The organism is Shewanella sp. S1-58-MNA-CIBAN-0166 (assembly GCF_040310085.1).
In the GTDB taxonomy this organism is placed as follows: domain Bacteria; phylum Pseudomonadota; class Gammaproteobacteria; order Enterobacterales; family Shewanellaceae; genus Shewanella.
Window position 1 is genome coordinate 17,685 of record NZ_JBEOPN010000036.1, and the last position, 20,182, is coordinate 37,866.

17 protein-coding genes, 1 tRNA gene and 1 pseudogene are annotated in these 20,182 nt (G+C 40.0%); 7 read left to right on the plus strand and 12 right to left on the minus strand.

Going from position 1 to position 20,182, the window contains the following annotated elements:
- Positions 1 to 22 precede the first annotated feature (22 nt).
- Positions 23 to 1,273 carry a cyclic di-GMP phosphodiesterase gene (locus AAEY99_RS18105; protein WP_101088019.1) on the plus strand — a complete coding sequence of 417 codons (1,251 nt, stop codon included), beginning with the start codon at positions 23 to 25 and terminating at the stop codon, positions 1,271 to 1,273.
- Positions 1,274 to 1,431: 158 nt separating this feature from the next.
- On the opposite strand, the gene corA is transcribed toward AAEY99_RS18105, so the two are convergent.
- Complete coding sequence (gene corA / locus AAEY99_RS18110; protein ID WP_101088017.1) at positions 1,432 to 2,379, minus strand: magnesium/cobalt transporter CorA; 948 nt, start codon at positions 2,377 to 2,379, stop codon at positions 1,432 to 1,434.
- Positions 2,380 to 2,829: 450 nt separating this feature from the next.
- Positions 2,830 to 3,858, minus strand: a complete 1,029-nt coding sequence (yejK, locus tag AAEY99_RS18115) for a nucleoid-associated protein YejK (RefSeq protein WP_101088015.1) — start codon at positions 3,856 to 3,858, stop codon at positions 2,830 to 2,832.
- A 183-nt stretch (positions 3,859 to 4,041) separates the two neighbouring features.
- Here yejK and AAEY99_RS18120 point away from each other — a divergent pair, with 183 nt between their 5' ends.
- The 3 genes from AAEY99_RS18120 (at position 4,042) to AAEY99_RS18130 (ending at position 6,483) form a co-directional block, all read left to right on the plus strand.
- Positions 4,042 to 4,254, plus strand: coding sequence for a YejL family protein (locus AAEY99_RS18120; RefSeq protein WP_011637946.1), 213 nt, complete (start codon positions 4,042 to 4,044; stop codon positions 4,252 to 4,254).
- Positions 4,255 to 4,339: 85 nt separating this feature from the next.
- Positions 4,340 to 6,130 carry a DUF3413 domain-containing protein gene (locus tag AAEY99_RS18125; protein ID WP_351011467.1) on the plus strand — a complete coding sequence of 597 codons (1,791 nt, stop codon included), beginning with the start codon at positions 4,340 to 4,342 and terminating at the stop codon, positions 6,128 to 6,130.
- A gap of 276 nt (positions 6,131 to 6,406) precedes the next feature.
- Positions 6,407 to 6,483, plus strand: a tRNA-Pro gene (locus AAEY99_RS18130).
- Positions 6,484 to 6,844: 361 nt separating this feature from the next.
- Here the strand turns inward: AAEY99_RS18130 and AAEY99_RS18135 are convergent.
- From AAEY99_RS18135 to AAEY99_RS18155, 5 genes are all read right to left on the minus strand, one after another.
- Complete coding sequence (locus AAEY99_RS18135) at positions 6,845 to 7,285, minus strand: hypothetical protein (protein WP_192115959.1); 441 nt, start codon at positions 7,283 to 7,285, stop codon at positions 6,845 to 6,847.
- A 114-nt stretch (positions 7,286 to 7,399) separates the two neighbouring features.
- Entirely contained in the window at positions 7,400 to 7,792 is a 393-nt protein-coding gene (locus AAEY99_RS18140; RefSeq protein WP_351011470.1) for a hypothetical protein, read from the minus strand.
- 390 nt (positions 7,793 to 8,182) lie between these two features.
- Positions 8,183 to 8,614 carry a hypothetical protein gene (locus tag AAEY99_RS18145; protein ID WP_182773041.1) on the minus strand — a complete coding sequence of 144 codons (432 nt, stop codon included), beginning with the start codon at positions 8,612 to 8,614 and terminating at the stop codon, positions 8,183 to 8,185.
- Positions 8,615 to 9,141: 527 nt separating this feature from the next.
- Positions 9,142 to 9,624 (minus strand): hypothetical protein, encoded by a 483-nt coding sequence (locus tag AAEY99_RS18150; RefSeq protein WP_182773042.1) that lies wholly within the window; start codon positions 9,622 to 9,624, stop codon positions 9,142 to 9,144.
- Between the two features lie 169 nt (positions 9,625 to 9,793).
- Positions 9,794 to 10,090, minus strand: a complete 297-nt coding sequence (locus tag AAEY99_RS18155) for a hypothetical protein (RefSeq protein ID WP_351011472.1) — start codon at positions 10,088 to 10,090, stop codon at positions 9,794 to 9,796.
- A gap of 590 nt (positions 10,091 to 10,680) precedes the next feature.
- Here AAEY99_RS18155 and AAEY99_RS18160 point away from each other — a divergent pair.
- Positions 10,681 to 10,908 (plus strand): hypothetical protein, encoded by a 228-nt coding sequence (locus tag AAEY99_RS18160; protein ID WP_350996104.1) that lies wholly within the window; start codon positions 10,681 to 10,683, stop codon positions 10,906 to 10,908.
- Between the two features lie 661 nt (positions 10,909 to 11,569).
- Positions 11,570 to 12,082: a hypothetical protein gene (locus AAEY99_RS18165; protein ID WP_351011473.1), complete on the plus strand. Its 513-nt coding sequence runs from the start codon at positions 11,570 to 11,572 to the stop codon at positions 12,080 to 12,082.
- 90 nt (positions 12,083 to 12,172) lie between these two features.
- Here AAEY99_RS18165 and AAEY99_RS18170 read toward each other — a convergent pair.
- The 5 genes and pseudogenes from AAEY99_RS18170 to AAEY99_RS18190 form a co-directional block, all read right to left on the minus strand.
- Positions 12,173 to 12,547: pseudogene (locus AAEY99_RS18170) on the minus strand (hypothetical protein).
- 403 nt (positions 12,548 to 12,950) lie between these two features.
- A complete protein-coding gene (locus tag AAEY99_RS18175; protein ID WP_351011475.1) occupies positions 12,951 to 14,426 on the minus strand; it encodes an ankyrin repeat domain-containing protein in 1,476 nt (491 codons plus the stop codon).
- A gap of 117 nt (positions 14,427 to 14,543) precedes the next feature.
- Positions 14,544 to 16,622 (minus strand): hypothetical protein, encoded by a 2,079-nt coding sequence (locus AAEY99_RS18180; RefSeq protein ID WP_351011477.1) that lies wholly within the window; start codon positions 16,620 to 16,622, stop codon positions 14,544 to 14,546.
- A gap of 956 nt (positions 16,623 to 17,578) precedes the next feature.
- Entirely contained in the window at positions 17,579 to 17,890 is a 312-nt protein-coding gene (locus AAEY99_RS18185) for an EthD family reductase (protein WP_351011479.1), read from the minus strand.
- A 295-nt stretch (positions 17,891 to 18,185) separates the two neighbouring features.
- Positions 18,186 to 19,034, minus strand: a complete 849-nt coding sequence (locus AAEY99_RS18190; protein WP_351011480.1) for a helix-turn-helix domain-containing protein — start codon at positions 19,032 to 19,034, stop codon at positions 18,186 to 18,188.
- A 392-nt stretch (positions 19,035 to 19,426) separates the two neighbouring features.
- On the opposite strand from AAEY99_RS18190, the gene AAEY99_RS18195 reads away from it, so the two are divergent.
- Entirely contained in the window at positions 19,427 to 20,083 is a 657-nt protein-coding gene (locus AAEY99_RS18195) for a glutathione S-transferase (RefSeq protein WP_351011482.1), read from the plus strand.
- Positions 20,084 to 20,182 lie beyond the last annotated feature (99 nt).

Here is a 20,182-nt window from a genome sequence, read left to right on the forward strand (position 1 = left end):
TCAAAGTAACTATCGATTGAATATGAAAAAAAACCAAAAAATCGCTGTAGAACAATTAGAAGTGGGTACCTTTATCCGCTTGCCTATTTCCTGGAAAGACCACCCTTTCCTGTTTAGCAGTTTTAAAATTAAAGACGCTGCACAAATTGAACTTATCAAAGGCTTAGGGCTAAAAGATGTTTTTTTTGATCCCGAAAAAAGCGATATTGAGCCTGTAACGTCCGAGAATGCCAACACCTCTAAACCCGACGAGCAGGCCCTCAACGCACTAAAAGAGCAAATGATTAACCAGAAGTCGGCCAAAATAGATGAGCAACAAAAGCTCAAACGAGATTTAAAGAAAACCGAACAACAATTTAATCGCTCAGTGTCGATGATGCGTTCAATGGTCTCTAAAATCAGTAGCCGACCACTCAATGCGGTCAGTGAAGCGAAAGACCTCATCAGCAACATGACCACCATGCTACTCAATAGCGATAATTTAGCCTTACATTTAATGGGCGATGCCAAAAATGATGAGCATATTTATCACCATTCACTCAACGTCGCCATGTTGTGTATGTTAATGGCAAAAGAGCTAGGTTGGAGCCGCGAAGAAGTTGAAACGATTGGTATTGGTGGGTTATTTCACGATATAGGTAAACTCAAAGTTCCGAGTAACATTATCAATAAGCGAGTGCCTCTTACCACACCAGAAGAAAACTTCATTAAACAACACCCATTAATGAGCATTAATTTTCTTAAACTCGCTGACAGCTTTCCAGACGAAGCCAAACCGTTAATTGCTAATCATCACGAATTTTTAGATGGCAGTGGCTACCCACAAGGGCTCAAAGCCGACAAATTAGACAAGCTGTCGCAGTTAATCGCCGTGGTTAACGAATACGACAATTTGAGTAATGGCACCAACCAAACCAAAGGGAAACCGCCAAGTATCGCCTTGGGGTTACTGTATAAAAACTATAAAAACAAACTCAATACTGAATATATTAGCATGTTAATCAAAATGTTAGGTATTTATCCGCCTGGCAGCATTATTGAATTATCCAGTGGCCAATTTGCCATGGTTATGTCAGTAAACTTGCAAAAGCTATTGTGCCCTAACATTGTGGTTTACGACCAACTGGTACCCAAAGATTTAGCCCCCATCATCAGTTTACAAGATGAAGGCTTAACTATTGTTCGCAGTCTACCTGCCGCAGCATTGCCAGAAAAAATCCATAAATACCTCAATCCTAGAGAACAAATCAGCTTAGGTATTGGCCAAAACTAGTGTGCTGCAGATAACATAGACTATTTCATCTCTTTAATGAGTGACTTACACAACACCATTTCAGTTTATTTACCCTAGCCAACTCAAGTATTTGAGACATAAAAAAAGCCATCAATCGGCAACAATTGATGGCATTATTTTGTCTAAAATAAATTGCGTTATAACCAACCTTTCCGTTTAAAGAAAAAGTAGGTTCCTGCTGCACTGGCTAGCATTAATGCCACTGCCATTGGGTAGCCAAACCGCCAGTCGAGTTCTGGCATAATATGAAAGTTCATCCCATAACTGCTGGCAATTAACGTAGGGGGTAAAAATACTACCGCCGACACCGAAAATATCTTAATGATTTTGTTTTGTTGCAAGCCACTGAATCCCATCGCTGCATCCAATAAGAATTGTAACTTGTCGAAAATAAACTGGCTGTGTGGCATCAATGATTCAATGTCAGATAGCATCTCACGAATGTCTTTCAAGTTTTCATCTGACAATCGGTCACGATAATAACGTTGCATATAACGTAATGAACGCTGAGTATCCAACAAACTCAATCGAATTTTACCGTTCGAATCTTCTTGCAAGGTAATCAGTTTAAAAACACCGTCAAGCTCTTCGTCATTAAATACTTGCTCGCCAACATTTTCTAAAATACTATAAATATCTTCAATTAAGTCAGATAGATAATCAACTTTCAAAGTAAAGAGCTCTAACAATAAGCCTTGTGGAGTGGTAATATCCAAGCGCCCTAAACGTAGGTAATTACGCAGTAAACGAATAAGGCCGACATCTTCTTCACGTATTGTTAGCAAAAAACGTTCTCGCAAGTTAAACGACACGTTCACTGCGCGTACATCTGAACTCACCCGCTGTGGAAACAACGAGTTAATGTGTAAACCGTCTTGGTTTTGGTAAAAACGCGCCGAAGCCTCAATTTCTTTAATATCTTCTTCGTCAGGTACTTCTTCAGCAGAGAATAGCCTCAACCATTGACGCTCTTCGTCGTCGGGTTTTAATAAATCTAACCACAAGGTTGATTCAGGGACTTTATCGCCCACACTCAATTCGGTGGTGATTAATTCTCTATTTTGATAGGCGTATGCAGTGATCATCGCTCCCCCAAAGTCCGTTAGGCTATTACAAGCATAACAAACAAAAACACTCAAAAAGTGGCGCTAGTTTACTCAACTACAAATGAATGAAAAGTAAAATATTCAACTGCGCCAAAAATCGTACCAGTTAGATAATTTGATCGGTAATTTGCTAAATAAGCCATGAGCTAAGCCGTTATATAAATCCAAATAAAACGTTGCAAAGTTCACCGCCATTGACACGATTTAAGCATCAGTAAATTGATATAAAAATCTGCGTAAATTAATGTCACTCTGCACGCTATTGAACCCAAAGTTCACACGCAACACTAGATCCAACAACATGTTAGCTCGCTTTACTCGCTAACTCACCAAAGCATAGCACGCGTTAAACCTAGACTCGCTATTATCTTCGCTCATAAAAAAGCGCCCAAATAGGACGCTGTTGTAACAACACCAATTAAGCTTAAGTTATTCGCCTTTTAAGCGACGGTCTAATTGGTCTTTCAAATTGGCTGGCACGCCTTTAATCAAAATAGTGTCAGATATCGGATCATAAATAACCCGTTCACCTAAATGGCCGCCATCAAAGCTCAAGGTAACTCCGCCACCTGTGCCTGAAAACTTCTTCAAGCTGCGTAGACTGGCTTTATCGGCCGGAAACTCATCGTCTAACTCATAACTGCCGCCACACGCAAAATCATAAAATGAATCCATACCAGAATCAGCTAACTCATCGGCTAAATCTTTAACTTCAATCACATCACCGGAACCTGCGCGTTCAGAACAATAATCAAATACCTTGTTACGACAATCTTGGCGTTCATCTTTGGTAAGCTCACTACCTGCGACAAAATCTTCAACTGCATGGATCAGGGTTTTGTTTTGCGCTTTAATGTTAACGCCTTCAACACAGCCCATAAAGTCTAAAAAGAAATCGGCAACTTTACGGCCAGCACGACCACGAATAAACGAAATATACTTACGCGAGCTTTTATCGGCCTGCCATTCAGTTAAATCAATGCGCGCAGCTAATTGAATATTGTTTAAATCTAAATGGTTGTTTTGCGACAATTCCATGTCATCTAATACTGTCATCGACGACTTAGCGCTTAATAACGCCACAAATAAATAGTCGCTCGTCATGCTGGTGTAGCAAGACATCAACAAAAAACCGCCTTGGCTAAAATCGTACTTGGCCAGTTCTTGTTGCAACAGTTGGCTCGCTTGACCACTAAACTCAACAAAACCTAAATCGCCTTTGCGATAACCGGTTAGTGCATCAGAAAATTCACTGTTGGCTTCGCCATCATCACCATGGGTTCCAAAAAAGCCAAACCCCTTACCCGCTTTACCCGAATAGGTTTGATGTAACTCTTCTAACATGGTTTCAACGGCGTGAGTATTCAACAACGGTTGCGGGCGTAAACGACAACGCATTTGCCCCTGACTGTCTTGAGAAATTTCGTGAATAATTGCTTGCTCAATACTAATGCTCATAAACCTTGTTAATCCTAGTCTGTCGCAGATGATAATTTAAAAAAGAATGATATCAGACCAACCGTATAAATCGAACAAGGGTTTACAATATTCCTCACATACAGCGAATAAAACTTGAGGCGAGCGACGGCTAAATCCGTTATTATGTGCAGCTAATTCATTATTTATTGAAGTTTTCTGACTATGGCAATTCAATCTAAATACACAAACACTCAAGTTGAAGCACTTATCAGCGAGCTGCTTGCAGTACTAGCTAAGCATCAAGCACCAACCGATTTAAGCCTAATGGTATTGGGCAATTGCGTGACCCATTTACTCGACAAAAAAGTCCCTGGTGAATCACGCCAAAAAGTTGCTGAGCAATTTGCCAAAGCCTTAACACAGTCGGTTAAGTAATCGACTAAATAAAATTTATCACCAATGCTAACAATCAGTTACACTGAAAACAGTCTGTGATAATAACGTAGGAATACGAGTTAACATGATCGAGCGCAAAAAGCAGCAAATGACGCGTGATAAAGTGTCACGCTTAGTTAATTGGGGTCACTGGTTTGCCTTCTTTAATGGCATATTAGCGATGTTAATTGGCGCTCGATATATTGGCAGTGTCGGCTACCCAGAAACCATTATTGGTTGGGCTTACCTGTCAATCAGCACCATAGGTCATTTTACCTTTTTGGCCTTTATCGGTTACTTAATTTTTATTTTCCCGATTACCTTATTATTACCTTACTCCAAAATTTTACGTGGTTTTGCTGCATTTATCGCCTCACTTGGTTTATATGCCCTACTGTATGACACCATTATTTATGACGACTACGGTATCCATTTAAGTCCTTTTGCGTTCGACTTAGCCTGGCAAGATCTCAATGCGCTATTACACAGCACTTCATACATAGTGACACCTATCGTCATTGTGATTGTTGAGCTTACTGCGGCCAATTATCTGTGGAAACGCATCGACAAAATTCAGAAAAAACAATGGGGCAACAAAGTGGTGTTGTTTGTCGGTATCTGTTTTGTCAGCAGCCATTTATTTCATATTTGGGCCGACGCGACCAATATGACTGAAGTCACCCGTTTTGACGACGCCTATCCAGTGTCATACCCTGCGACAGCACGCTCGTTCATGGAAAATCACGGCATTGACAGCAGCATGCAGTCAACAGAGTCTCGCAACACTAAATCACGTAAGCTGAGCTATCCCATCAGTCCGATGCAATGTATTGCAGACAGCCAACCCAATATTATGGTTATCAGCATAGACAGCCTACGAGCAGACATGGTCGACAGTGTCACTATGCCGTTCTTAAGCCAGTATCGTATTCAAAATCAGCGCTTTATGAATCACTATAGCGGTGGCACCGACTTTGAAACCAGCATGTTTACCCTCATGTATGGCTTACAAGGCAACTACAGCGATCGCAAAGAGTTTGATAGCACCAGCCCAATATTAACCAACACGTTGTCACAGCAAGGCTATCAATTAGCCATGTTTGCGCCTGAAAATGATCAATACGCTGCTAATAGCGCAATGTTCATCGGTATAAACATTCATATCAGCGAAGGCGATAATGGCAGCGCAGATGCCGATATCAACACCATTAATGCGGTGAATGCTTGGCAGCCAAAACAAACACAACCGTGGTTTGCCTTAGTTAATCTTACCGCACCAAAAGATTACGACACCCCAGTCGGATTTTTAGGTGTACAAACCATCAAACCGCACATGCCATTAAAGCCTGCGCAAAAGGTGCTGTTTAATCAATATCGTCAATCACTTAACTTTATCGACCAACAACTGGCTAGCCTACTCAATAACGTGAGTGATGATACCATTGTGCTCATCACTGGCACTTACGGCCAGGTCTTTACCAGTAATACCAGTGACGCCCGCAGCGATTTATCGCCAGGTAATGTTAAAGTGCCGCTGATAATCCATTGGCCCGACAGCCATGGTAATAAAGTGAATTACCGCACCAGCCATTACGGCATAGCGCCAACCTTGCTAAGCCATGTGTTAGGTTGCACCAATCCAAGTACAGATTACAGTTCAGGCCGCAGTTTGTTAGAACCTAATAATGAAACCTGGGTTTACATAGGCGACAGCCGCCGCTTTGCCATTTACCAAAAAGCTGAAATAACAGTATTGGATCGTTTCGGTAAATACCGCATTTACGATTTAGACTATAAAAAACGTTTAGATAAGAAAATGAGCGCACCAGAATTAATCCAAGTCATGCGTGAAGGCCGTAGACTTTATAATCAATAAGATATTTTATTACTAATAACATATTTAGCTTAAAAGATTGTAAACGAGCGAACTATTCATCAGCTTGCTTGCTTATGCATAGATAAGGTCGACGATTTTATTAAATGGATAGTTTATAATCAATCGATAACCGACTGATAACTAACTACTTGCGTAAACAAATCGCAATTGATACAGTAATTATCCACTTAGTAACCCCCAAGGCTCACAGCCATGCTAAGTGATTGGCATTTATGATGATATTTTCATTATATCTGAAGTCAAACTAAGTAATTTCGGTATGTAGCGCAGCCCGGTAGCGCACTGTCATGGGGTGTCAGGGGTCGGAGGTTCGAATCCTCTCATACCGACCAAATTAAAAATAAAAAATCCTGTACGCATCAACTGCTTACAGGCTTTTTTGTGTCTAAAGATAATACGTGAATTTTATTAATCCGGTCAAACCTTCTACTCTACAATTACAACTTACGTTATTTCTGTCATAACTTTTTTTAATGTCTAAATGTAGCGGGTCGCGAGGTTTGAGAAATGAAAACGGGTGGTTTGAGACAGGCAATATCGTATATTTCTCAAACTGAGTGATGTCACTTGGTTTAAGACAAATCAAAAATACATCAATTGAATAACGTTTAAACCTGCCTTAAATCGATTGTAACCAACGAAGTTTAACCGTCCCAGCACCGCAGGTGCGAACACCCACTTTTTGTTAGGCCGCTATTTAAGAGCAGCTTCGATTTTTTCGGTATCTAAGTACTTCTCAAATGCACCCAAACTTTGAGAGACAGATGATTCTGTCATTAACTCTTGCATTGCCACTTTCCCTACAATACTGAATGCAGACTCAAATGCTGTTGAATTTTCTTCAATAGCCTTCTTGGATATTTCTTTGCAATCTTTAGTTATTAATCTAGTAATAAGCTCTCCAACATATTTATTCATTTGATCTAAGTTAGCATCTGAGACATTTGAATAAGGTTTTATAGTGCTATGCTGGGACATACCAAAGTAGATCCATTTAGCTAAATTCTTCCTTTCTTTTCCATTCATTGAATCTGTTAAACAGACACCTAACTGCTGCGTTGCAGAGACTGTGCTTGCTAATGTATGCGGGCTCATTACAGCTGCTATTAAAATAATAGTGGAGATTAACTTCATAATGCTTTCCTTATTGATTGCCTAACGCCCCTCTAATAAGTGAACCAAGTGCTGGCGGGCGATTTGCTCAGTAAATGGCATGACAGCCTTGGTGAGTCTGAATTTAAAGGCTTGTTATACGCAACTTTCAGCTTTAGGTCTAAAGTAGTTTTTTGAGGCTGGTAATAGCAAAAAAATCATTGCAAATAAGGGGATGATATATATTCCCAATATCGGATAAATTCTAAATGCCTCAAACAGAGAAAGATCGTAAAAATACTGGTCATAAGCCTTCCAAAGCCAAAAAAGAGGTAATCCACCAGTCCCTATTAAACCAATAATCAAAGATTTTTCATCTCGCTTTTTCAAAGCAGAAGCAACCCAAAAAAAGGCTACTCCAGCAATTAACTGTGAAACTGCAGTTGATGGCCTAGCATCTACGACGAAAATCATCCATGCAGCAAGAGTAATGCTGACTCCTGAACTCAAGTAAAGCAACATTAAAGTCATTTTGGCAGAAAAAGGCATTTACAAACTCCTTGTGTATAACGCTTTAGTATTTATGCGTTGCGCTGTTTGCATGGCACAAACCGCTTGTTGGACGTGGCCGATGCCGAGTCCAGGTTAATGGGTAAGCTTTATGCTAAAGGAATTTGCTTTTTTTGATGCTAGCTCTGGGCTGAAAACAATTTCGAATTGATTATGTGGCTTGACTTGTACGTGTTTCATTGAAATTCCCTTGTCATTGTGGTGTTCCATCACATCTCTTTTATGTCTAGCTGATTCAATGAGGATAATATACTCGATTGAGTCTGCATTTAGCTCTGCGTTGCGGCTTAGTTCAACGCTTAGGATAAGGACGCGGCTTCGCGCGGCCTATCCTTATTTGTATGTTTAATTACTTATAAAAGATAGCTATTAATTTTTGATAACCATAGACATCACAAGACCTGCAATCATTCCTTGCGTGGCGGCAACTGCAATACGAACGAGCATCATCGGCTCTGTTATAGAGCTGTAAGTATAAGCTAATGAGCCCTCGTCTATTTTAGCCACAATACCAAACAACAAACCATATATCACACAAACGAAAACCTTTTTAGGTGAAATCAACCATTGATAAATAGCTACGAAAACACTAGAGACAATCAACACCCCAACAACATGATCTATAGGGGAAGCAGTCCCCTGCCTTAAAGCATCAGTTATTTCTCGGTAAATTGGCCTGATGCCAAGTTCTCTAAAGATACCTTCCAAACCAAACCATGCCAAATAATCCAGTCCTGTCCATGTTAAAAAGACCAAAGCTATCGCAGCTATATATTTACCAAACACTTTATACTTTTCCACTAAACTCTCCTGAAACATAACGTTTTAATATTTGTGCGTTGCGCCGTTTGCATGGCACAAACCGCTTGTTGGACTTGGCCTATGCCGAGTCCAGGTTAATGGGTACGCTTTATACTATAGGAATTTACTTTTTTTGAGGCTAGCTCTGGACTGTAGAGCAGTTTGAGTCAATTGATATCGAGTAGTGGGTAAGTTTTTCATTGAAATTCCTTTTCATTATGGTGTTCCATCACATCTTTTAAGTCTAACTGATTCAATGAGGTTAATACACTCGATTGAGTCAGCATTTGGCTCCGCGCAGCGGCTAAGTTCAACGAGACTGTAGAATAACTCTAACAGCCAAATTCAATTAAAAAACGAGCTCTTGAAATCAATCCTAAGCGCTTTTAAGACACTAGGTAATGCATTTGGAACCCAGAAAAAAAGCTGTTTTTCTTTAAAATGAGTAACTCTACAGCCTCAACGCCTAATTAACAGGCAAAAAAATGGTTGGTAAAAATACGCGACGAAGGAGCAAATACCAACTGTTATTTGTCCTTATTTATTAGCTTTTTAGGAAGAGGTATTGTGCACAACTCTTTTCCAAAGAGATCGCCAGATATATACTCTGTCAAATAACCAGAAATACCACATTGTTTTTGTATTCCTTCGATAATTGAGACATGTATATAATTTTTATTATTTATTGAAACTATATTCATTGAACTAGGTGAACCGCCTCCGCAACGATCAGAACCGAAAGACTCCTCTTTATCTCCATTCAATATTTCTAAATATGGAACTTGTTGTGTTCCTCCAGAAAATCTAGCAACTTCTTCTAAATCACCATCATTATCAATATCTATCGACAAAAAATTTTGTGTATCTCTTGTTCCTGGGAAATTAAATGGAATATCTACTTTTACCCAGTTTTCTCCTTGATCTATCCCTTCGGAAATTTGATGGCAAACATTAACTGCCTGAACAGATGCACTAAGCATAACCAATACAAGGGCGACTGATAACTTCATTACTCTGCCTCAACGCCCAATTAACGGGCAAAAAATTGTTGGCTAAAATAAGTGAACGTAGTGAACAAAAAGCCAACTTTTTTTGTCCTAATTTAATGACTTGTAATATTTTTATTGCATCAAGTTCATATGTTTTACGCTTTGCAGTTACTCTAACCAATAGAATCGATTAATTTCTATACTTATTTGAATGCTGCATGCTAATAAGAAGAGGGCTACCGAGAACAATCATAAAGAGTATAATGAAAACAACAAACGAATAATAAGATATAAAGAGCATTAATACTACGGTTAGCAGTAAAGGCACTATTAATGCTGTAAAAGCGTAAATAAGCTTTGTAGTTAAATTTGAATTACTTTTAATAGACAAAATCATTCCAATGCTTATGGCTAGACTTATAAGCAGAGGCAAAAAGAAAAAAAGAAAAAGTAAGCCCCAAAAAAATCCAATTGGATTTCCTACCATAAAATGCTCCTTGCAATAATCAATTGGGTCATGCTCACCTCAATGTCAGACATAATCTAACTCTACCAAGGTATTCGCTAATTGTGGATAACACAAAAATATAACGTTTTAGTATTTGTGCGTTGCGCTGTTTGCATGGCACAAACCGCTTGCTGGACTTGGCCGATGCCTAGTCAAAATTAATTGGTATGCTTCATGCTATAGGAATTTGCTTTTTTTGATGCAGGCTCTGGGCTACAGAGCAGTTTTGAATTGATTATGAGGCTTGATTTGTATGTGTTCAATTGCAATTCCCTTGTCATTCTGGTGTTCCATCACATCTTTTTTAAGTCTAACTGATTCAATGAGGTTAATACACTCGATTGAGTCAGCATTTGGCTCCGCGCAGCGGCTTAGTTCAACGCTGCAAGCAACTGCAGCTGTAACGGAACTTGTGCATGCACGAATATTTTACCGCACATACACAAGTGAAGAGTAAGCTGTCAGATTGACTTGCTTTGCATTACCCAATAACTCTCTGATTCTTTAAGTACGCATATAAAACCATGCTTCCAGGTACATTAAATATGATCACAAATAACGAAGCTAGCATGGAACTCACAACCCCCAGTTTCTTCCGTTTAATGAAAATGACAACAAGTGCAAAAGCAACCAACAATATACAGGCCGCCACTAAAAAAATGGATGCTGAAAGCCCGAGATACCAGATGATACTTCCTTGCTCAGTGGCCGGAAAAAACATTACTGCAACCAATAAAACCCAGAAGACAATAATTAGCCATTTCCATATAGGGGCAATCAATAGGTTTTTATTATAATTTGATTGATAAAACATTGCCTAAACTCTACTGATGCTTAACAGCGTATTAGCTATAATTTCGATAAACATCTTGAGAAGTCAACCAAAACCCAGCATCTATACCACTTTAATTATTAATAATTTTAGTAACTTATCAGCTTAAATCTCGCGAATCAATCACTCTTTAGTCTGGATGAAGCGATAATGTAGATAACCGAAAATGATATGGCTCGTTATGTAAATAATTTTTAACAAAAGCACATTAATTCAATAGGCTAGAGTCATTACCAATCTAAAGCCGAGAGTATTTAACTAGGTTGCTAAACTCATTCAGCCACTCAGATCGACTAGGTCTATTTGAGTATTCAAAAAGTTGGTATATAAAAAGATCGAATAAACGCCCAAAATGAATGCCTAACAAATCAGTATTTAAACATCACTTTCATAGACTTAACAAAACTAAAACGGGGTATTAACGCGAATAGAGTTTACATAGTCCATAAAACAACAACACAACCCTCTAAATTTCTCATATGTAGTGAAGCTCTGCGCTTGTCCTCCCTTGCAGAGCACCGAGCCGGAAGGAACCTTTTTATTATTCACATTAAAACTATTTTTAAATTACCTTTTATACTGTAAAAACAGTAATATCGAGCAACACAGTTCAACAAGGACAGTACATGAGCTTAGCAACAATCATCACGACCATAATCGGTGGGCTTATAACTTTCGCCTTATCAACAATAATCTATGAAAAATACAAACTAACCCAAGAGAAGAGAAGAATCTTAAGGTTAATTCAGTCTGATTTAGACTATCAAAAGAATGAACTACAAAAAAAAATCAAAGCAAGCGAAAAACTAATAGAGTACGCGCTAATTGTTGATTTAAAGATATCATTAGAATTGCCCGACTTCGTTATTCCAAGAATTCAGAATTTAACTAACATAGGACTGTATAAGCCATCTGAATCACCCCTTGAGTTGCCAGAAGATTTAATCAAAAAATTTGAAACTCTCATTGATATGCACAAAAAAGCAAATCAGATGTCTGAAAACATTCTTCAAAAGAATAATTTACTTAGTATAGAATCTGCGCTTGAGCTTCATTTACAATATCTTCGTTTTTTTGAACTAATTACTTACCTTCACAGTTCAAAAAACAACCTAAAAAACTTTGTATTTGATGAATAATTATACAAGCAAGATATACAAAAAATAGCTGCAGCTTTCAAAACCATAGCCCAGACCGATGATTTACTGCAAAGATTAATAAGCAGAAAATCAGGTATGGTGAAGTAAACTAATCTCCCCCAGCCTCAACCAATACAAATATGACTTCTTGCTATCGAATCCCATCAAGGCCCACTGCCCTTTGCAGATGTAGTGCGCTCTAATGGCCCGTATACATTGCGGTGATAACCGCTCAATCATCTGGTCGAACTGTCTTACTTCTAACGGAGGCGTTATCTCGACTACTGCCGAACTACCGTAAACAATCACCTCGCCTAACTTGTCGCACTGGCTTCTGCTTGCGAACCCTTAACCATATTCTTGATGGGCCCAATAGTTACCCCAGCGTGTTAACCCATGACGCAACGCCTTCATGTTCAGCGTCACTTGCTGCAGCTGCCGCTGCTGCACATTAATCTTCATCATTATTCTTGACCATTACTCTTCATCATCAATCATTGCCCTTATTTCATCAATCCCTAACTTAAGCACCCGGGCGCATATTGCCGAAACATCATCAAATGGCACTCTCACATCACCCCGCTCCCAACGCTGATTAATTCCAAGCTCAAAATCTGGGTCACTTTTATGGTCACTTTTTAGGGGGTTAGACTATGACAACTCTGTGATTACAGGCTTCAGAGCTAGCTTTCATGGCTCTGCCATGGGGCCGGAAATTAGAATCCTCTCCTAACACAGGAGGATACCGACCAAATCTAAAATAAAAAAGCCTGTACGCATAAAATGCTTACAGGCTTTTTTGTATCTAAAAACAAAACGTGAATTTTATAAATCCGATCAAAAACTAAACTCGATATCCTTTTTAATCTCAACATCCATCGGCGTTATATTTAGCTCCCTTTGTGCATAATAACGCTACAACGTTCGCATGCCCTTGCTGCTTGGCGCGCATTAAAACGGTTCGGCCTTTATTATCGCGTAAATTGACATCTGCACCTTGGGCTAATAACAGCTGCATGATGTCGATGTGTTGCTTGTCGGCAGCGTAGAACAATGGCGTAAAATGCTTATTATCATATCGATTAACCTCAGCAGCATGGGAGAGGAGTGTTTGCACTATCTTGAGCTGAGCTTGCTCTGCCGCGGCCATTAATGGCGAAAAATCATCACTGTTTGTGCCATTAACATCTGCTCCGTTATCTAATAAAAGGCTAATCGATTCAATATCGTTATGCTCAATGGCCAGTAATAGTGGCGTCATCTTACTTTCAGCACTTTGTAACTCAGTTTCAGCGCCATGTGAAAGCAATAAACTCACCATTGCCACATTGCTAGTGGCAACTGCATATAACAAAGGAGAGGTACCGCCATTATCTTTGATATTTATATCAGCGCCATAGTTGAGTAATAACGTGACTATATTTAGGTGCGATCGATTTGCCGCCCAGTTAAGTGCGGTATGGCCAGTTCTATCTTTTAAATCCACACTGGCACCTTGTTTAAGCAGTGTATTAACCACGTTTTCATGACCACTCAATGCCGCTAGCATTAATGCTGTTCGCCCTATTCTGTCTTTTGCTCTGGCATTTGGGCTTGCTCCTTGCTTGAGTAATGCTTTTACCGCTGGCTCGTCGCCAAATGCGGCTGCATGAAGTACTCCTTTGCGCTGCTGGTTAATCATCGCGCGTGTTTTGACGCTTTTTACTGATGCATCAACCGATGGTGCATTACTCTGTGCATCGCTATTTTGTTCGGTTGGTTTAGTCTGTACTGGAGATGTATCTGCTGGAATAGTCTCTATTGATTCAGCCGGAAAGCGTGGCGGATTTTGATATTGCTGATGTTGTGGGTAAGCCGAGTCTCCCTCGCCGCGGTAACCAGGAAAGCCTACATCTGCACCACTTTTGTGCTGGATATCGACAGGGTTATCTATGTGGTTATCTATTATTGATGGCTCTTTTGATTGACTCTCTGGATTGTTGATTATGGGTTGAGCATCAGATACAACCTCCTTCCCACCACGATAATTGGGATCACCTTTGCCAAGCTTGGGCATATTTTTTTGGTAATCGTGACCCATTGCCGGTTTTTTCGCACTTTGTTTAGGCACTGGCGGGGTTACTGCTGGGTTTGCTATAACTGGCGTGACTGGCGCTGCCGACGTTACTGCCGGAGTTATGATGGCTGGCGTGACAGCTGGTGTGACTAGCACCGGCGTGGTTGCAGTAGCCGGTGGAATGGTAGTTGCCGGTTGGATTGGATCGCTGTTTTCTTCAGCGAATAACGAGGTAATCGCCGAAGATAAAATAATGGCCGAGACAAAGATTATTCGTATGATGCACATTTGCTATTCCTATCTTCTAAGTCCGTAAAGACCGTTAATAACAATATCAATTAGGTTAAGTTAAAAGGAGAGAAACAAAAGTTCTCCCCCTTTGATTCACCTGCTAATCCTTAATTATCATCTACGGATTTTTGTTGTTGCGGTGGCAGTATCGTTATCACTATTAAGATCGCCTTCTGCTGTCACCGTCGCCGTCCAGCTAACAGCGGACGTTCTGATGATGTTGGCTGTCCAACTTGCATTTAATGAAATCGTATCTCCTTCAGCCAAGTCGCTGAAAGCCATCGGCGGCAGTTCAATAACCACGCCTTGGTTAGTGACTCCAGTAATGGTTACCTCACCACTGACACTACTAGGTTTAAGATTGCTCACATCGACAACCATTGCCACCGTTTGATTAAAGGACACTGTAGCTGATGCTGCAAAAGCAGTCAGTGCAACATCGACATCAGTATTCACCACAGGAACTTCGCCTTCATATTCGATAATGAGCTGTGCGTTATATAAGGCTGTTGATTTACTATCGCCCTTAATGTAAACCGCAAGGTCAAAATCTGACGTCATCGGTAAACCATTGCTGGTAACCGCCGGTTCGCCGTCCTCAGTGACAATAGTGACATACTCATTTGCCGTCACATCAACCCAACCTCTACTGGTTGCCAGAGGAGATATCTCTCCCTCTTCCCAATCCAGTAAATTGATCACTGTGGTCGTTGGCGTACCGACCTCATACTTAATATTTTCTTTGGCAAAAGGCGGCGCGCTACATTCAATCAACGGGATCTCAAGTCCAGGCAAGTCTTGACCAAACTTATTAGGTTTAAGTCTCCAGCGAGGGCCTGAAACAAGCTCACCGAGTGACGCATTTGGCAGTGCACTACCGATGAAATCCTGAATTTTTGGATCAGGATTGGCATCATAAGACCATTCAAAGGGGTCACGATTGATGGTGGTATAGTAAGCATTAGAATAGCCACCAGCGAGATCTGATGAGAATGCATAAGGTTGCTCTGCAGCGCTTTCACCTGGTGTAGCCAAAGGGTCCAGTGCTTTAGGGGTATTCTTTAATATTGTACCGACACCGATAAAGGATGGATCGAAAGCGCCACTTTCAGTATCGATTATATCGCTGTCGCCTTCATAACACGGAACAGTACTTTTCCATACGGCTGCGTCACCATCACCTTCAATTCTATAGGAAGGTTTACGCCCTGTTGCAGCTTCATTTTCCAAGTCTTCTGGACGAAGTTGGTCATTAGGGTTATTGGTGATCCAGTGATTAACAACAAGCTCTGCACGAGTAACGACAAAGTTTTCTGTGGATGTTTTCCATTCTTCAGGAAGCGCCAACTGGGCATACATGCGGATATCGTTCGGCCGTTTATGTATTCCGCCCCAACCATAAAGTGGCTTACCATCATCTTTAAGCTGCACGGAATAATCACTGCTTAAGGCGATGTTATCGAGCATGTTGGTCTTGTCGTTAGGAAACATTTGGCACCCTTCAGGCTGACCATCTGTTTCACAGGGTATCGCATTGGTTAGGCGATAGGCTTGTTGTCCACCCACTAACACTTGAACATTATCATCTAGTGGCGCGCCAGCGCAGTCATACGACAGAGTGCCGTCTGGGGTTGATATAATGGCTTGGGTACCGTCCGGGCTGGCAAAAAAGTATGGGATGGTCTCATAACAACTAAGCGCATGTTCCATAACAGTATAATGCTCTGTTTCACATTTTACCGAGGTGCCACCGAGCCCTTGACACCATGTTCCTAATGGTGGTTTTACCTTGTATTTTTCGGTGGCGGCATTGGCAACTTGAATACCAATCACCCCTCCGCCTTCGTCAATATTACCAACGAATCCTTCGAGGTAATCGCCATTACGCGCTTTGGGCTGCGCGCCTAGAAAATCAACCACATAAAAGCCAAACTCGCTATCCACTGGATATAACATCACCCCCGACTTGTCGAGAAGCGCTGGATTATCATCAGGACAACTCACTGGGCCAAGGCCACAAATGATCGTTTGGTCGTCTGCGAAGGTCACTCCATTCAACCCTCCCAGTACGTCATTAACAGAAAACACATGCACTGGCGATTCATAAGCCACCGCACTTCCTATTGAGGCCAGCAATGCTAAAGAGATAGCAAGGGCAATCGGCCTTTTATTAAAGTATTTAACAAATAACATAACAACCTCCTGTAATTATTGTTGGGGTTAAACTAGTTAGACATAACGACCTCCTGGATTTATTTTTAACCAAAACACGTCAGCTCAGTGTCAACACCTACACGCACTGCAAATTAACAAACAGGTCGTCATTCGATGATGAAATGAATGACAAGTAAGTAATAAGTAGTAGGTTATTTTTACGGCTACATAATGCTATGTCTCACTTTTACAGCACTCGAGATATTTACTTATGCGCCTGCTATTAACCATAGAAAAATCATGGTTAAATTCAAGAGGCAAAAAATCATAAAAGTAACGCTAAACACGTTTTTGGCGGGGGAAATCCTTCAACATCAATCTATTAAAATAATACGGGGTCAGATCAATAAAAAGTCATATTTTCATCGTTACTACTCAATAGGTTAGCTTCGTAATTCTTTAGAATGACACCTAAATAAAAATAGCCAGATCGGACAAAATAGGCTGTATTGACGAGTAACATCGAAATGAATCAGAGGATGATATTATGGAGACAAAAACCACGTTTTAGATACTACCAAAAGGTTATATTGAAGCGAAAACAGGGTGATTTTAACGAATAGATCATACTAAATAATTATTTATTTTTATAACTTATAACAATAAATACCTACAAAGTGATACCAAATCATTTTAAGTTTGGTGCGCATTGTTAATGGTCAAATACACACTTTAGATAACAAAAATCATAAGGGGAGTACAAGTTGCAGATTGAATAAAACCACCGTTTTGGAACTGTCACTCCGATGTAAGCATCGATAGTAACTTCACCAATAGATGGACGGGGAATAAAGCTGCGATGGGACGCATTTTTAGTCAACAGTCGCATCGCGAATTAGACGGTAAGGTTAATACCAATGCGTCCTAAATGATTTTACGCATTTAGGACGCTAAAATGGCAATACTAAGGTAACGTACATTAGACAGGCATAATATTATTGAGCAATGTTACTAATTTGTATCACGGGATGGGTATTTGTGAAATTAACTATATCTGCCGCTATCACAGCTTGATGTGGGCCAAATGATTGTTTAAATGTTTCTACAGATTCAAATGTAAGATGACCCATTGCGATGTAAATAGGAGGCTCACCGGGTACAACACTAGCAAGGCCAAGGTCTGCACTGGCTGAAATAAGTGCTTCCCCGACTAAATCTGCAACAAGTGGTAAATGGGTTTTACAGTAGTAATCCATATCGAAAGTAGCACTTTCACTATTTGGGTACAATACACTGACTTTAATCATGACATTCTCTCTTTTGTTAATCGTTAAGTTCTACAGTATTCAAACATAGTGGCGACAGGTTAACACTTTGGCGAAAACCTTATCTACACAATGCCCAGTCACCATATCGTTTTTTAAAATTGTTGCCCATGCTCATTGCTTCGTTTGCAAAGTGTTAGTTACATTTAATGAGGCTAGTCTACGCAACAACTTGTATAGGTACTTATCAAAAAAGCTCAGTTGATGGTCACTTTAGTCCAAAACGAATTAACGCGACCTCCATTGCTACATATTAAGGAATTGCCGTTGCTACATATTAAGGGGATTGCCGTTGGCGATACTCAGACGGCGAGCAACCGATATGTTTTTTAAACACACGATTAAAGGTTGATATAGATTCAAAGCCTGTTTGAAAAACAATGTCGGAAACCCGAGAGCTTGGTTCGTCTAGCAAACTAATGGCTTTATCAATTTTTAATTGGCTGATATGTTTTTTAGGGGACTGTCCATAAACCTCGTTGAATTTTCGTTTGAAGCTCGACACACTCATATGGCACAACGCGGCCAATTCTTCGATGCTTACATCACTGAATAAGTGATGTTGGATAACTTGTTCGAATTTGACAAAATTAGGCTTAAACATCGATGCTAAAAAATCTAATTCTGATGGGGCTGACACCTTTTGGGTCATCAACAACACAAATTCACGTAACTTGGTTTCTATCATCAAGGGCGTTGCCAAATCAGGTGTGTCGAGCAATATAGAAATACTGTCCCGAAAATGTGTCAACAATTGGTCCACTTCTACTTGCTTTAAGTCGTAATCGACTTGATAGTCCGATTGGGTGAAATCGAAATGGAATAAACGTTGAAAAATATCGGGAAACAAAAAAACACCAATCACCTCACCACGGCCTTGCTCTAACTGGCCACTTACGGTTTCATAGAAATAATTGACGCATTTGGCAAGCAAGCCAATATCACGGTTTACCGTCAATACTCCTGTTGCAGTACGCACCTGGTACTCACCTTCGGTAAAAAAAGCAAAACATGCTTCGTTAGACGCAAATTCTCGAGCAAAACGCTTAAAAGCTGGAATAGTAAGTTTTTTAAAAACAACATGACCTTTGTATTCAAGTGTTTTCTCAATAGAGGAACCCTGCATGAATGAACTACCGCATAATTGAACAGTCGTTAAAGTATGTAATACAGCTGTCTTTTACGCCAGAGGTTTGTGGTTCAAGACCTAACCTTAAACGAAAAATAGCGCCATAAGTGTTGGATAACAAGGCGCAGTTTCTTATATCTCGTAGCGTCATTCGTTACCTATATCAAGGTAATGAATACTCTATAAAAACTGATTTTTAATCGTTTAATACTCTTGTTCTGAAGTTAATCATTTAACACTTAACCTAGAAAAATGAGCTTCAAACAATACATTTCAATCTTCAAAAAAGACTCCCTTAATCAATATTTAAAGGGTTAGGTATTAGTGATAAAATGAACAGGATCATTTTGCTAACTGCATTACCTGACTGAGAGATAATAAACAACATCATGGTATTACCTGTACTCTATTCGTTGAGAAATTGTCCTTACGCAATGCGCGCCAGACTGGCTATTTATGCATCCAAACAGCAAGTAAACCTGCGCGACCTAGTGTTAAGCAACAAACCTGCAGAAATGCTTACGGTGTCGCCCAAAGGTACAGTGCCAGTTTTAGTCACCACAGATAATCAGGTCATCGATGAAAGTTTATCCATCATGCTATGGGCTTTTTCACAAACAGACCCTGACGATTATGTTAAAAAAGCAACGCCAAACGCGTTAACTGAAATGTTGGCGGTTATTGCGATATTTGATAATGAATTCAAAGGACATTTAGAGAAATACCGCTGCTCTAAACGTTACCATGAACCGTCGCTTATAGAAGACAGACAACAATGTGAGCGTTATCTTGCGGATCTCGAATTAAGGCTTTGCCAGCACTCATATTTAATGTCTGACCAACCAAGTTTGACAGATTTAGCATTAATGCCGTTTATTCGTCAGTTTGCCAGAGTTGAGCGACAATGGTATTTACAATCCCCCTACCCCAAATTGCGACAATGGCTAAATGATTATTTACAGAGTCGAATGTTCAGCAAGGTGATGGTACAAAACCCAATGTGGTTAGACTCAAAACAAGAAATTGTTTTTGGGTCCAATGTATAAGGCTGGCTTGATAAGCCAGTCATCAAAACTCGCGGCGACAACATTAAAATATTCGTCTTAGAATATGAACTAACAACCGTCTAAAATAAAAATCATCTC

Bases quoted from the DNA above. Each gene is read 5' to 3' on its own strand.
- AAEY99_RS18105 (WP_101088019.1), top strand. From the start codon at position 23: ATGAAAAAAAACCAAAAAATCGCTGTAGAACAATTAGAAGTGGGTACC.
- corA (WP_101088017.1), bottom strand. From the start codon at position 2,379: ATGATCACTGCATACGCCTATCAAAATAGAGAATTAATCACCACCGAA.
- yejK (WP_101088015.1), bottom strand. From the start codon at position 3,858: ATGAGCATTAGTATTGAGCAAGCAATTATTCACGAAATTTCTCAAGAC.
- AAEY99_RS18120 (WP_011637946.1), top strand. From the start codon at position 4,042: ATGGCAATTCAATCTAAATACACAAACACTCAAGTTGAAGCACTTATC.
- AAEY99_RS18125 (WP_351011467.1), top strand. From the start codon at position 4,340: ATGATCGAGCGCAAAAAGCAGCAAATGACGCGTGATAAAGTGTCACGC.
- AAEY99_RS18135 (WP_192115959.1), bottom strand. From the start codon at position 7,285: ATGAAGTTAATCTCCACTATTATTTTAATAGCAGCTGTAATGAGCCCG.
- AAEY99_RS18140 (WP_351011470.1), bottom strand. From the start codon at position 7,792: ATGCCTTTTTCTGCCAAAATGACTTTAATGTTGCTTTACTTGAGTTCA.
- AAEY99_RS18150 (WP_182773042.1), bottom strand. From the start codon at position 9,624: ATGAAGTTATCAGTCGCCCTTGTATTGGTTATGCTTAGTGCATCTGTT.
- AAEY99_RS18155 (WP_351011472.1), bottom strand. From the start codon at position 10,090: ATGGTAGGAAATCCAATTGGATTTTTTTGGGGCTTACTTTTTCTTTTT.
- AAEY99_RS18160 (WP_350996104.1), top strand. From the start codon at position 10,681: ATGGAACTCACAACCCCCAGTTTCTTCCGTTTAATGAAAATGACAACA.
- AAEY99_RS18165 (WP_351011473.1), top strand. From the start codon at position 11,570: ATGAGCTTAGCAACAATCATCACGACCATAATCGGTGGGCTTATAACT.
- AAEY99_RS18175 (WP_351011475.1), bottom strand. From the start codon at position 14,426: ATGTGCATCATACGAATAATCTTTGTCTCGGCCATTATTTTATCTTCG.
- AAEY99_RS18180 (WP_351011477.1), bottom strand. From the start codon at position 16,622: ATGTTATTTGTTAAATACTTTAATAAAAGGCCGATTGCCCTTGCTATC.
- AAEY99_RS18185 (WP_351011479.1), bottom strand. From the start codon at position 17,890: ATGATTAAAGTCAGTGTATTGTACCCAAATAGTGAAAGTGCTACTTTC.
- AAEY99_RS18190 (WP_351011480.1), bottom strand. From the start codon at position 19,034: ATGCAGGGTTCCTCTATTGAGAAAACACTTGAATACAAAGGTCATGTT.
- AAEY99_RS18195 (WP_351011482.1), top strand. From the start codon at position 19,427: ATGGTATTACCTGTACTCTATTCGTTGAGAAATTGTCCTTACGCAATG.